A 13,223-nucleotide genomic window follows, 5' to 3' on the forward strand; every position below is an offset into this window, starting at 1 on the left:
TTTGTCATTCTGGTTCAAAGCTCGACTTTATTCTGGATGGCGACGCTCGCTTTCAGTTTGTAAAAGCTGAGCATCATAAACAGCGACAATAAGATGGATAATACCCCGATTGCGGTCAGCAGCAAAGCTGAATCAAAATAGTCCGTTAAGAATCCGATAAACGGAAAGGCAATGAACATGAAGAGCGAGGTCATCAAACTGATAATGGACAGCAGCGTGGCTCTCGTTCTGGACGGAATCTCATTATTCACCACCTGACTGGATACGGGTTCTATCACATCATAGAGCGCGTTAATGACGACAAAAGCTGCAATCGTCACGTACAGACTGCCCGAAGGTATAAACAGGTAGGCCGCCCCGATGATGCAGAATGTCAGCAGAAGCACGCGCCTCGGCGTGAATTTTTCCGCCGGCTTGGAAGAAAAGATGGAGCACAGCGCCTGCAAGATGGACAGTCCCGCAAAAATAATGGATATATTGCGCACGGACAGCCCTTCCTGACTTAACAGATCTTGTCCGTACATATAAAAAACCGATGTAATCGCAAAGAAAACGGAGAGTGACAGCACCAGATATTTAAAGGCTTTGTTCAGCCTGAAGAAATCTTTGACTTCTTTTAAGATGTCACCGACCGTCTGCGTTTCGTGTTCACTGTTTTCAAATTTAATTTCCGTCAGCTGTGTAATGACCGCCATTGCAATCAGCTGAGTGACAATCCCGGCGATAAACACATACGACCATGATATTTCCTGCAAGTAGCCGCCGATGCCCATGGCGATCGCAAGACCGAGTATGACAAGTCCGTTATAATTTCCGATGGATTTGCCGTACCACTTTTCTTTCCCTTGTTCTTTCAGTGAATCAAACAAAAAGGCATGATCCGTTCCTGATATAAACGTCAGCCCGATACCGTATATAATATGGGCGATGAAGAGGGCGATGAAGTTATGGAAGCTCAGGAACATCACCAAATAGACAATGACCATAAAATGGCCGAGCAAGAGCGATTTTTTTCTCCCGATTCTGTCCGAGATGACGCCGCTCGGCACTTCCGCCAGAAACATCGCCAAATTCAGGACCGATTGCAGGATGCCCACAAGAAACAATGAATAATTCATACTTGTTAAATATAAAATCCAAATTCCCCGTTCGAAAAAGAAGTTTCCGAAAAAACCGGAGAAGTAAAGCAAATTTCGATTCCGCAAATGAATACCCCTTTCCAGCTATCTGCATTTAACATCATGAACAGAAAGGAGCCCGTCAGTCTTTACACTAAAACCCTCTATACATGGATCTTGCAGATACAGACTTTTCCCAAAACAAATTGGGCAATAATGAGTTGTATTCTCGAATAACCCAAAAAGTTCCTTCTTTTTTTCAGATCCTATGGCATCAATGATCGTTTTTTTCTTCTCTGGATCGCTGATGTCGCGGATAAAATATTTGATATAGCTCAGCTCATGCATGTAAGCCGGCAGGAACAAATGGAGCTCAATATCAAACCCGCTTTTATCCATATGGTAATAATCATTGAAATGACTGACGCGGGAGACGGACACGTCCGCTCCGGCCCGCCGAAACAAATCAGCCAGCCTTTCAATGATCTCTCCGTTGGGATAATAATCGGCATAAACGATTCGGATCGGTTCTTCTCTTGTCAAAAGAGGCGGATCTTTCTGCGGTGTCCTCCCGCTTTCCCATATACCGATCAGTGAATCAGTCGGTGTGATGATATGCCCCAAATCCCCGGCCAGCTTTTGTTTATCAAAATAATGCTGAATAAAAGTTCTCAGCATGTCGTCCTTTACCTTGAAGGTAAATAACATCGGCAAATGATTTTCTTTAAAATCAGCATACTGCCGATACCTCATGTTTGAATGATGAAACTGGGTGTGGCAGGTCACGTCCGTTTGATTCGCTTCGTACAGCCCGATGCTTTTTTCCAGATCATCATTCAAAATAAATTGGATGGTCTGAACCGTGCGGTGATCCGCGGGCGTCATTTTATATTGCGGATTCCGCTCAAATTCCAGCCCCTTCTCAAACGTACGCTTGAATCGGTACGGGCCGTTTTCCGGCACATCGCCCCCGGCGGTCCCCGGAATCAGAAAGCTGCTCTGCAAAACGGCTTCTATTTCATCAGACGGCTCGTCCAAGGTGACTTCAAAGCGTTTTTCGCCTGTTACGTTCACCCCGAGCTGATCGGATGAGACGAGGCCTTTTACATACGGAACGGCCTGTTTTATGTTCAGGAAACTGCCGAGATGGGGGCTTTGATTTTCTTTCGTCAGATGATAGATGATCGTTTGAACCACACCCTCGGCGTCGCCTAAATAGTCCGGGTGAATGTCCACCTGACAGGTGCGGGGATCTTTGCGGATGATCCGGCAGTTATAGCCGTCCTGCAGGCTTTCATACATAATGCTGCAAATCATCTTGCTTGTGTAATCCTGCGTATCTAATGGGTTCAAGCGTATCGGGCTTGTGTCGATTTCTATTTTTAGAGGGTCGCCCGGTTTTCTCGCCGTACGATGCATCGTCTTCATAAAGCGCTTTCCTTTTGAGAAAGCTTCGTTTCTGTAATATGAAGGCCGTCAAAGTCCAGGCCGATGCGGGTATTCAGGGATTTCGGGCTTCCGCCTGCAAGGTATGTGATAATGTCATGAGACATAAACGAGGATATAATACCGTTTGTCGCTCCTAAGGAACCTTTGATCGGTTCATCGGGGTAACAGTTCAGAAGTCCGGCCGGCATGTTTTTTTCATAGGTGACGCCGGATTGATAGGATTCAGGCGTGAGCAGAGGCCCCCATTGGCCGCTGAAGCTGCCGACACCCCCGGTCATAAACGCGATATTCCGCTCCTTACAATACCGGTAAACCCATTCAGAAATGTTATGGGGTTTGTCAGCGGCATTTATGACGATATCAATTTCATACGGATCTAACACACGCAGATCCTGCGGCTGTGTCATTTCCTTATGGTAAAGTGCTGCGTCCGCATTGGGATTGATACCCGCAATATAATCTCTGCATTCTGAGATCTTTAATTTGCCTACAGAAGATTGATTATAGACGAATTGTCTGTTCAGGTTATGTACTGATACGGCATCGAAATCAATGAGAATAAAATGCTGCATGCCCGCCGCCAAAAGATTTTGAAGAATGATCGTTCCTACGCCCCCCAGACCCACGATCGCTGCCCTGCTGCCGTCTAATCTCTTTTGGATCAGATTAGGGTTTTGGTTGTATTTCTCAAAATGGTACAGCTGCTTTTCAGTGATGCGGCCTTCACGGCCGTTTTGCCATGGCTCTATTAAAGCATCCAATTTCATTAACGCATCGAAAAACTGGTTTCCCGCTTCTTCTCCCAGAAGATCAGAAAGCTCTTGTTTTTCACAGCCGATGGTCAGCCGTTCAACCGCCTCTTTGATCTCACTCGTATGCGCAAGCTTAATCGCCTTTCGATATTGAATGATAATATGCGCCGTGTAGGTCAGCACCTGCACGCTGTCTTTAAACTTCCAGCGCTTACAGTCCGTTGACATCATGACATACCCCCTGAAAGATAATAACTCCCCAATGAGGGGAGTCACGGCTTTACTAGCAACGATGCACCAAGCTTGCTGTTTCTGTATCAAGATCAAGTTCTTCAATCTTCATCAGTACACACCCCCTTTACCAATAACTAGATATTATCACCAATATTGGAAAAGGACAAGTTATTTTTTGAAAATTTAGAATTCACATATAAATTGTGATTTTTCTTCCTTCTGCCCGGTTTATCCCGGCAGCCGGATGATGAACACGGAGCCTTTTCCCTGCTCACTTTTCACTTCAATTGTTCCGTTATGGCTGTCGATTATGGTTTTTGTAATGGCAAGACCCAGCCCCGCGCCGCCGGATTGACGGGATCGGGAGGTTTCCGCCCTGTAAAAACGGTCAAACAAATGAGGCACATGCTCCGGAGCGATTCCCGTTCCGTTATCTGCAATCATAAGCATGATTCCTCCGTCTTTCTGCAGGGAGACGGTGATGACACCCTTGTCTTCATCCGTATGCTGCACCGCATTGTAAAAGAGGTTGAGAATGACCTGCTTCATTTTGTCTTTGTCAAAAACGGCTTCTATCTTTTGATCGACAAAGAACTCGAGCTTCCGGTTTCTCGCGAGCAGCTTCAGCTGAGCCTCCATTTCCAAAATGACGTCTCCCAATGCGCCTTTTTTCATTTCAAAGCTCGGCACCCGGTCAATCTTCGCGAGAAACAGAAGATCCTCTATCAGCTTATTCGCCCTGGCGGATTCCGCGTACATGCTTTGAAGCGCTTTTTCTTTCTGCTCCGGCTTCTCCGCCGCTCCGCGCATTAACATTTCGATACAGCCGTGAATGGAGATAAGCGGCGTTCTCAGCTCATGTGATGCGTCTGATACAAACTGCCGGATGCGCTCCTTCGCTTCTTTTTCCGCCTGAAAAGAGGATTCAATCCGTTCCAGCATCTGATTGATGGAGATACCCAATGACTCAATTTCGGCCTGCCTTTTATCAATCGGCAGCCGTTTATCGAGACTGCCGGCATGAATGTCACCCATCATACGCACAATGCGGGACAGCGGCTTGAGTGTGAGCCGGATCACCGGCAAGAAAACAAACAGGCCGATGACCAAAGCCGCAAAGGAAAGCACCGCGAAAATGCTGATCTGGCGGAAAAGCGAATCATTCAAAGGCTGGGTCAGCGTGCTCATCTGCACAACTCCCGCCTGCCTTCCGTCAACGGAAATCGCCTGAAACACGACGATGATTTCCTCACCCGCCTTATTGTGAGCCACCTGATAGTGAAGCGCCATTGTATCTGTCAGCGCATCCCGGTACACTTTTTTCGGGAAAGAAGGAGCAGCCCCCGCGTGCGGGTCTTCTGATAAAACAGACATCTTGTATGATTGATTGATAAAAGCAACCGTCACCCCGGGGTAAATCAAATTCGGATGAGCCGGTGTTTCGGAACGGGCAAGGGTTTTGATTGACCTCCATACGCTTTGATCCATTGAATTGATATCACTCTGAATGCTGATCGCCTGATTTTCATACATCGTCCGTGTCATAAACATGTACTGAGTGCCGCCGATGAAACATAACAGCAAAGCCAAAATCGCCAGTGACCTGAACAGGAGCTGGAATCGCAGGGTTCTGTACAGCCGTTTCATGCCAGATCCACCCTGTACCCGGCGCCCCGAACCGTGCGAATCACCTTGTGTTCTTTGTCCTTCAGCTTTTCGCGCAAAGAACGGGTGTACACCTCGACGATATTGTCTTCCCCGAGGACCGTTCCGTAATGAAGCCCCATCGTTAAAGAATCAATGAGTGCAGACTCGCCGTCTGCACTCAGCTTGATGCCTTTCAACTTTTCCATGATGCAGTCTCTCCTTAGATGTATCAGCCTGTGTTTATTTTTTTCGCTTCCCCTTCTATTATTCGCTTTTATCTGAAACAAAACGGAATCTAAGCTGAATTGGTGAAAGGAAACGCTGAAAACGGAGCAATCTGCACATAACAATAATTTCACCTGCCGCTTCAATTTTGCAGCATCAGTCTTTTCTGCCCATTTCAACTGAGCGTGTTGCGGCCCGCCTTCAGGAAAAAACGGCATAAAAAAAGCGCCCTGAAAAAGGACGTTTAATATAACATGTTTCATGTTCTTAAATTCTGCATTCTAAAATAATTCTTCCTTCACATTCACCTTCAATTTCATTCAATACGATGATCACATCAGCCGTTTTCATGTGTGTCACCTCCCGTTTTCATAATAGTATAATATTAACAAATAAATCAATAAAAAACAGCCCGGTTGTCCGGGCTGTTTTTTTATTTCTGTAATCGATCCGCTTCTGTCAGTTTGACTTCCGCTGTTTTTTTCTTTCCCGAACGGTAGAACGTGATGTTCACACGGTCGCCGATCTTTTTGCGATACAGGCGCTCACGGAGATCCACAACGTCATTGACCTTATGTCCGTCGAACCCGGTGATCACGTCGAGCTTTTTCAAACCCGCTTTTCCGGCCGGTGAAAACGCGTCGACACCCATAATGACCGCCCCGGTTTTAACGCCTTTCGGAAGTTTCAGCGTCTGGCTCCAATGATAGCTCGCAATATCCGTTAAGGATTTCATCTCAATACCGAGGAAAGGCCGTCTGACTTCTCCGTATTTTTCTAAATCCTGAATAACGGGAATGACAAGCTTTGACGGGATGGACAGGCCGATGCCTTCAACGGCGGATTCAGCGATCTTCATTGAGTTGATGCCGACCACCTTGCCCGATATATCCATCAAAGCGCCGCCGCTGTTGCCGGGGTTAATCGCGGCATCGGTCTGCAGCACTTCCGCATTCCAATCCGGCTGTCCGTCGCCGTTTGAGTCAACGGGCACCGCCCTTTCCGTGCCTGAAATGATCCCCTGTGTCACTGATCCCGCAAATTCAAGCCCGAGCGGATTTCCGATCGCAATGACCGGTTCTCCGACTTTGACCTGATCGGAATTGCCGAACTGGGCGGCCGATTTGATTTTATCAGACTTCACCTTCAGCACGGCGAGATCCATCAGACGGTCGCTCCCGATCAGCTCAGCAGGCACGCGTGAGCCATCCTTCAGGCTGATCTCAATTTCAGTCGCACCTTCAATGACATGGTGATTGGTTACGATATAAGAAGTGTTTCCGTTCTTTTTGTAAATGACGCCCGACCCGCTTCCCGCTTCGCCGCCCTCTCCCCAAATATCGGTCTTTTGGATATTGAGAACGCCGACTACCGAATCTGATACACGGCTGACCATATTCGTGACAGCGTCATTGACATTTACGTTGACTGTTTTCACCTGTTCGCTGCCGAGACGCTGGCTGGTGCTTTTGCTGCTTTCTCCATGGTCTCCGCCTGTCCAGTACGGCAGCAGGAAAGCCATGAGCGCGGCCCCGACGATGACGCCGATCAGACTTGATAGAAAGTACCCTCTCTTGCTGCGGCGGGGCTGTTCGGAGGCGTACTGTTCATCATCGCGATTATAATCCACCCTATCTCAAATCCTTTCAAGAGTACTCGATTTGCTTATAGTGTGGGTCAGATCGCGGATTAATAATCATGATTCATTTGGAAAAATTACACGGCGCACAGCGGCGTCGGGATTTTCGGATCGGTATCAAATAACTGAAACGTTTCCCCGGCGACAAATCCTTTCGCAGCCAATGTCTGCTGCACGGACATTCTCGCCAGTTCCTTCATATTGTTGTCTTGGCTCAGATGCGCCAAATAGATGCGCGATGTGCCGTCGCCGATGACATCAGTCATGGCGAGCGCCGCGTCTTCATTGGAGACGTGGCCGACATCGCTTAAAATCCGCCGCTTAATGCTCCATGGGTATCTCCCCATTTGCAGCATGCCGACATCATGGTTGCTTTCAAACACAAACACATTGGCCGAACGGATAATGCCTTTCATTCTGTCGCTCACATACCCGGTGTCCGTCATCAGCGCGAGCTTTCTGCCTTGGTAGTGGAAAACATAAAACATCGGCTCGGCCGCGTCATGAGAGACGCCGAATGACTCAACATCAAGCCCGCCGAAGGATTTCACGCTTTCCATCGGGAACAAAAACTTTTGTCCGGTATCCAGCTTGCCGATCTGATTCTCCATCGCTTTCCACGTCTTTTCATTGGCGTAGACGGGAAGTCCGTACTTTCTCGCAATGACGCCGAGCCCTTTAATATGGTCGCTGTGCTCGTGAGTGACAAAGATGCCGTCGACGTCGTCTATCTTGCGGCCGATTTTCTCCATCAGCCCGTCCATCGCTTTACCGCTCAGGCCGGCATCCACCAGAAAAGAGTGCTCCTCTGTCTCCAGATAAAACGCGTTTCCGGTACTCCCGCTCGCAAGCACGCTAAATTGCAAGCCCATTGTGTCTCACTCCATTATTTATTTTGATTGTTATCAATGACTGTGCTTTCCAATGCATTCACAGTGTACGTTTGCTGTGTCTTTTTCTTCGTCCCTTTTGACTTATCTTCAATTGTAATTCTCCATACCGGCGCCAGCACCTGCGTACTTGTCAGCGGATATTGGGCAATATAGCCGAACTTAACGCTTTTAACGGCGCAATTCGCTTTTAAGTAATTTTGAGAATACAATAATTCGACCGCATCAAGCTCAGGAATCAGGCTCTCCGTCTGGATTCGCTTGAATGACTCCAGCATGGTCTGCTCGTAAGATACGACCTCGTTTTTATCGTTCAAATGCAGAATCACCTGTCCGATCGCATCCGTGGACGAGTCAAAATCCTGATAAATCAACTGGCCGTCATACATCTGGTAAAAAATGATCTGTTTTTTATCCTTGTCGACTTTCCACAGTTTATATTTTTCACCGCCGGTTATTTTAGAGCTGACGAGCGATTCCGCATCCTCTTGCGGTTTTTGCTTCGATAAACCGACCGGATCGGTAAATTTCATTTTCAGTGTGGTAACCTTGTGATCATCCGCCGGCATCTCCATTAAAGGCTTTTGATCTTTCAAAGCATCAATATCTTCGGCGGTAAATACCTTTTGGCCCGCCGTCAGCCGGTAGCCCGTCGCGGAATCAGAAGACAGGTTGCCGAAAGTGATATGATCCATCTCCATGTCTTTTTCCACATTTGAATTTTTAATCACTTCGTATTCACTGCTCGAGCGTTTTTCAAAAAACTGATAGCCGAGAAAAATATCAAGGATGAGGAAGGCAATGATGAAGATCGTTTTTGTCTTATTCCACTCCATTATCGTCCTCCTCCTTCCCCAGCAGATCTTTCGTAATCGGAACGATCTTCCCGTTGATTTTCATACTCCAGACGGGTTCCAGTTCAACGAGATCATTCGTTGATGAAGAGACCATTTGATAGGCCAGGAAGATCTGGTCAATTTTATTCACGTCGTATTTATCCTGCTGCTCCAGCAGAGACACAACCTCATTGCCGTTCATCATTTTTACGTCTTTTGTTTTAATCGGATTCGGTCCGAGAACATAGTTCGGCCGCTTGTAGCTGAGAACCTCGTCATTGGCCCATTGCAGGGTCAAAACAGGTCCGGATCCGAAAGGCTTAGACGTGCTGTTAATTACAGGCATTTGGTCTTTAAACATGTAGAAACTCAGCTGCTGGTTATCACTCACATTGAAAAATTGATAATGATCCGTCCAGCTTCCCGTATCCTCTAAATATTTATAGCTTTTCTTAATCAGCTCCCCTGTTTGATAAGAAGCGCTTTGTGCCAGGTTCCGATGCTGGAATTGAATCTGCCGCTGTGTCGAATTGATTTCCAGACGGCTGATTCCGTCAGTCAGCACATTCCGATTGTAATTCGGGTCTTCTCTGACCGTGCTCGGATCATTAAAAAGCGTCTGCTTAAACAGGTTCGTCTTAATGGTTTCAGTGATAAATTCTTTTTCCTTCATATTAAATCGCGCATTCGGCATGAGAAATTCTTTGCTTTTTCCGACCGAATAGAGGTGGTATAACGGCATACTCGACTTTTTGCTGTACAGCTCATTCATCAGATTGCGGTAATTCGCCGATTCCACAGTCACTTCCAAAATCAGCTGCTTGCTGTATGAGACCATGTAAATCTTTTTATTTGTCTTATTCTCATTAAACGGAATGACAATATGGTCAAATGAGCTGTATTCCATTGACGGATTCGACCATTTAAACATTGTTTGGAAGAAATCAATCGGAATGGTGTCATTGAATTGCAGATCGAGCTTTGCCGAATTGCCGTTTCTGCCGTAAAGCCAATTTTTAAAACCGAGCTTGTCGTATTGATCGGAAATATCCTTCATCCCTTTTACTTCCCATTGCGGCAAATCCGCCCACAGGTCATTAAAGAGCGTCTCATCATCCACTTTATAATGAGAGCCGTTTGTATGAATAAACATATCCCGGGGTTTTACCGTTTGCGACACTTTTTGGCTCGTTTTATCAATTTTATGCTTTTCCCGGACAGTCGATTTGGTTGAGGCCGTGCCTTCTGAAAAATTGGGCTGGAATGTCCAAATTCCCCATGTTAAAACAAGACTAATGACGACCAGCACTGACAGTATGACTGTTTTTATATTTTCACGCCTCATCCCAATCATCCTCTTGCTCTTCTTTATATGGAAGAGTAAATGTAATCTTCGTTCCTTTGCCTTCTACACTGTCGGCCCAAATGTCTCCGCCGTGCGCCTGAACCATCTCTTTTGCAATCGCAAGGCCGAGCCCGGTGCCGCCGAGTTTTCTCGTGCGCGCTTTATCCACTCTGTAGAAACGGTCAAAGACTTTTTCCACATCTTTTTTCGGAATGCCGATACCTTCATCTTTTACGCTGATATAAAGCAGCTCTTCTTTCTCATTCACATCGACTGAGAAAGTGACATGTCCGCCTTCCGGTGAGTATTTCAGTGCGTTAGAAATGATATTATCGAGAACCTGCGTCACTTTATCCTGATCAATCTCCACGTACAGATTTCTGTCCGGCAGCTCGCGGATAAATTCGACATGCTGTTCTTTTGTCATTTCAAAACGATCGATAATCAGTGACATAAAGCGGATCATATGAATCCACTCCCGATTAAACTGATAATCTTTGCTGTCGAATTTAGAAAGCTGAAGCAGGTCGTTCACCAATCTGATCATGCGCTCAGTCTCATTTTGGGTCACCATTAGGAAACGCGGAGCGATATCTTTGTTTTCCCACGCGCCTTCTGCAAGCGCCTCTAAATAGCTCCGCATGGTCGTCAGCGGTGTCCGCAGCTCATGAGACACGTTGGCAACGAACTCTCTGCGTTCCCGATCGAGTTTTTCCTGTTCGGTGACATCATAAAGAACCGCGATTAAACCGTCGATTTTTCCGTGCTCTCTCTGAATAACGGAAAAATTCACCCGCAGTACAGTCGTTTCATCGTCACGTTCGATCTCCAGCAGCATGGAATCCTGCTGTTCTACTAAATCCTCAAATGTAAAGTTCTCTTTTATGCCTAATAAAGACGTAATCGGCATCTCTAAAGCCGTTTCACGTGAAACATTCAGCAGCTCAAGCGCAGGGCTGTTTAAAAGAATAATAGCTCCATTGCGATTCGTTGCGATGACGCCGTCCGTCATATACGCGATAACGGATGAAAGCTTTCTTCTCTCCCCTTCCGTCATGGCTTGGGCATCTTCAAGCTCTCTCGTCAGATGGTTGAACGTCGTTGCGAGCTGACCGATTTCATCATGCCCGTATTTCCGCACCTTTCTGGAGAAATTCCCTTTTGCCAGTTCCATCGCCTGCTTACGCATATCCGACAGCGGATGGGTAATGGTGCGGGCGAGAAATATACCGAGAAGAGCCGTCAGAACAAGGGCTAAGCCTGTTCCTGAAGCAAGAATCGAGTTGACGGTTTTCATCTGGTTAAAGGTATCTTCCATACTGGCCACGACATATATCGCGCCGACAACTTCCTGATTCTCTGTGACGACAGGTTTTGCTGAAATCAGCACTCTGTTTTTGCTTTTAGGATCATAATATTTTTTTGAATAGGCCTGTTTTGTTGAGAAAATCCGTTTAAAAATCGGGTCCGTCGTCTGTTTTCCCGCTATTTCCTCACCATAAGGCCTGGAGGAACCGACGACCTCATAGCTTTTATCAACAAATGTAATCTCCCGTATTTCATTATTCTTCGTAAAATCATTCAAAATCCGTTTGACGTCATCTTTAATGACGGTGCTGTCATTATCTCCTTTATATTCCTGCTCAATATAATAGGATAGATTGTCAATGCGCTGATTTAACGATAATTCATAGGACTTGAGAAGAGAATTCTCCACCTGTTTCACAAAGTACACGCCGATAATCTGCATGGCGATGATAATGAGAAGCACATAGATCAGCGTGATCTTAAACTGAATCGACCGAAAAAAACCAACCTTATTCATCGCCGGTTAGTCCTGTTCAGGGTTTCTCAAGTAATAACCGACACCCCGTCTTGTGACGATCCAGTTCGGATGGCTCGGATTATCCTCGATTTTCTCGCGAAGGCGGCGCACTGTTACATCCACCGTTCTCACGTCACCGAAATAGTCATAGCCCCACACAGTCTGCAGCAGATGCTCACGGGTCATAACCTGTCCGATATGTTTGGCTAAGTAATGAAGCAATTCAAACTCACGATGAGTCAGCTCGATCGTTTCTTCTCTTTTTGATACGACATAAGCGTCAGGGAAGATGACGAGAGAACCGATATGAATGTCATTAGAAGCTGATTCTTCCTCAGCCGGCGCAACCGTAAGCTGGCGGCGCAGGTTCGCTTTGACGCGGGCCAGAAGCTCACGCGTGCTGAAAGGCTTCGTGACATAGTCATCCGCTCCGATTTCAAGCCCGATGACCTTGTCAATCTCCGAGTCTTTTGCCGTCAGCATAATAATCGGCATATCATATTTTTTCCGGACTTCCCGGCACACTTCAACTCCGTCTTTATTCGGAAGCATAATATCTAAAAGAATTAAATCAGGCTGAAGCTCCTCCACCATTTCCACGGCTTCGTTTCCGTCGTACGCACAATGCACGTCATAGCCTTCTTTTCTTAAATTAAACTCTAATATATCTGCAATCGGTTTTTCATCATCGACTACAAGGATTTTCTTATCCATCATCTTGATTTTCCTCCTGCCAGAATGACTTCATTTCATCTATTGATGTTTCATGATGATCACAATTCGGATCGTGAAAAACGTTCCCCGTCTATTATAACGGTTTCAGGTCAAAAGATAAAAAAATTAAAGAGAACAGCGCAAAAACGTATTGAACTGCCATCCTTTTGTCATGTTTTTTATTTTCTTTTAAAAAATAATATTTTTTTGAAACCTCACGAAAAAAAACGCCGTCTAGTGTTTGACGTCTTCTTCTGGGCCGGCTGAAAAGCCGGCTCTCCCTTTTTTTATAACAAAAGAAAAAACGCACCTACTATTGCAGATGCGTTTGGGTAAGTGGCTCGGGACGGAATCGAACCGCCGACACACGGATTTTCAGTCCGTTGCTCTACCAACTGAGCTACCGAGCCAGATGTTTCTTTTCTATACTATAAAGTAAAGTAAAATGGCGGTCCGGACGGGACTCGAACCCGCGACCTCCTGCGTGACAGGCAGGCATTCTAACCAACTGAACTACCGGACCTTACAGTAATTTGTCCGGAGAGCCGT

The 13,223-nt window shown here is 46.3% G+C and carries 11 protein-coding genes and 2 tRNA genes; all 13 read right to left on the reverse strand.

Annotation, left to right across the window (positions count from 1 at the left end; translation table 11 throughout):
- Window positions 1–14: 14 nt before the first annotated feature.
- Window positions 15–1,205: an MFS transporter gene (locus NSQ37_RS04735; protein WP_014306161.1), complete on the reverse strand. Its 1,191-nt coding sequence runs from the start codon at window positions 1,203–1,205 to the stop codon at window positions 15–17.
- A gap of 18 nt (window positions 1,206–1,223) precedes the next feature.
- Window positions 1,224–2,546: an ABC transporter substrate-binding protein gene (locus NSQ37_RS04740; protein ID WP_031379193.1), complete on the reverse strand. Its 1,323-nt coding sequence runs from the start codon at window positions 2,544–2,546 to the stop codon at window positions 1,224–1,226.
- Entirely contained in the window at window positions 2,543–3,550 is a 1,008-nt protein-coding gene (locus tag NSQ37_RS04745) for a ThiF family adenylyltransferase (RefSeq protein WP_167340962.1), read from the reverse strand. The genes NSQ37_RS04740 and NSQ37_RS04745 overlap by 4 nt, the downstream gene beginning before the upstream one ends.
- Before the next feature lie 231 nt (window positions 3,551–3,781).
- Complete coding sequence (locus NSQ37_RS04750; RefSeq protein WP_326365131.1) at window positions 3,782–5,200, reverse strand: sensor histidine kinase; 1,419 nt, start codon at window positions 5,198–5,200, stop codon at window positions 3,782–3,784.
- Window positions 5,197–5,406, reverse strand: coding sequence for a winged helix-turn-helix domain-containing protein (locus NSQ37_RS04755; RefSeq protein WP_015418611.1), 210 nt, complete (start codon window positions 5,404–5,406; stop codon window positions 5,197–5,199). The genes NSQ37_RS04750 and NSQ37_RS04755 overlap by 4 nt, the downstream gene beginning before the upstream one ends.
- 452 nt (window positions 5,407–5,858) lie before the next feature.
- Window positions 5,859–7,055, reverse strand: a complete 1,197-nt coding sequence (locus NSQ37_RS04760; RefSeq protein WP_007614967.1) for a S1C family serine protease — start codon at window positions 7,053–7,055, stop codon at window positions 5,859–5,861.
- Between the two features lie 86 nt (window positions 7,056–7,141).
- Complete coding sequence (locus NSQ37_RS04765) at window positions 7,142–7,936, reverse strand: MBL fold metallo-hydrolase (protein ID WP_007407895.1); 795 nt, start codon at window positions 7,934–7,936, stop codon at window positions 7,142–7,144.
- 14 nt (window positions 7,937–7,950) lie between these two features.
- Complete coding sequence (locus NSQ37_RS04770) at window positions 7,951–8,790, reverse strand: two-component system regulatory protein YycI (RefSeq protein ID WP_012118893.1); 840 nt, start codon at window positions 8,788–8,790, stop codon at window positions 7,951–7,953.
- The gene (gene yycH, locus NSQ37_RS04775; protein WP_160242471.1) at window positions 8,777–10,135 is read right to left on the reverse strand and encodes a two-component system activity regulator YycH; all 1,359 of its coding nucleotides are present in this window, start codon (window positions 10,133–10,135) and stop codon (window positions 8,777–8,779) included. The genes NSQ37_RS04770 and yycH overlap by 14 nt, the downstream gene beginning before the upstream one ends.
- On the reverse strand, window positions 10,125–11,960 hold the full coding sequence (walK, locus tag NSQ37_RS04780) for a cell wall metabolism sensor histidine kinase WalK (RefSeq protein ID WP_004393106.1): 1,836 nt from the start codon (window positions 11,958–11,960) through the stop codon (window positions 10,125–10,127). The genes yycH and walK overlap by 11 nt, the downstream gene beginning before the upstream one ends.
- Window positions 11,961–11,966: 6 nt before the next feature.
- Entirely contained in the window at window positions 11,967–12,674 is a 708-nt protein-coding gene (gene walR, locus NSQ37_RS04785; RefSeq protein ID WP_004393104.1) for a cell wall metabolism DNA-binding response regulator WalR, read from the reverse strand.
- A 337-nt stretch (window positions 12,675–13,011) separates the two neighbouring features.
- Window positions 13,012–13,084 (reverse strand) — tRNA-Phe (locus tag NSQ37_RS04790).
- A gap of 36 nt (window positions 13,085–13,120) precedes the next feature.
- A tRNA-Asp gene (locus NSQ37_RS04795) sits at window positions 13,121–13,197 on the reverse strand.
- Between the last annotated feature and the right edge of the window lie 26 nt (window positions 13,198–13,223).

Origin of the sequence: Bacillus sp. FSL P4-0334 (assembly GCF_038004825.1) — a bacterium.
Classification (GTDB): domain Bacteria; phylum Bacillota; class Bacilli; order Bacillales; family Bacillaceae; genus Bacillus; species Bacillus velezensis.

Excerpts from the sequence above, each read along its gene's own strand:
- NSQ37_RS04765 (WP_007407895.1), bottom strand. The coding sequence starts at position 7,936 with ATGGGCTTGCAATTTAGCGTGCTTGCGAGCGGGAGTACCGGAAACGCG.
- yycH (WP_160242471.1), bottom strand. The coding sequence starts at position 10,135 with ATGAGGCGTGAAAATATAAAAACAGTCATACTGTCAGTGCTGGTCGTC.
- NSQ37_RS04750 (WP_326365131.1), bottom strand. The coding sequence starts at position 5,200 with ATGAAACGGCTGTACAGAACCCTGCGATTCCAGCTCCTGTTCAGGTCA.
- NSQ37_RS04740 (WP_031379193.1), bottom strand. The coding sequence starts at position 2,546 with ATGAAGACGATGCATCGTACGGCGAGAAAACCGGGCGACCCTCTAAAA.
- NSQ37_RS04745 (WP_167340962.1), bottom strand. The coding sequence starts at position 3,550 with ATGATGTCAACGGACTGTAAGCGCTGGAAGTTTAAAGACAGCGTGCAG.
- NSQ37_RS04755 (WP_015418611.1), bottom strand. The coding sequence starts at position 5,406 with ATGGAAAAGTTGAAAGGCATCAAGCTGAGTGCAGACGGCGAGTCTGCA.
- walK (WP_004393106.1), bottom strand. The coding sequence starts at position 11,960 with ATGAATAAGGTTGGTTTTTTTCGGTCGATTCAGTTTAAGATCACGCTG.
- NSQ37_RS04770 (WP_012118893.1), bottom strand. The coding sequence starts at position 8,790 with ATGGAGTGGAATAAGACAAAAACGATCTTCATCATTGCCTTCCTCATC.
- walR (WP_004393104.1), bottom strand. The coding sequence starts at position 12,674 with ATGGATAAGAAAATCCTTGTAGTCGATGATGAAAAACCGATTGCAGAT.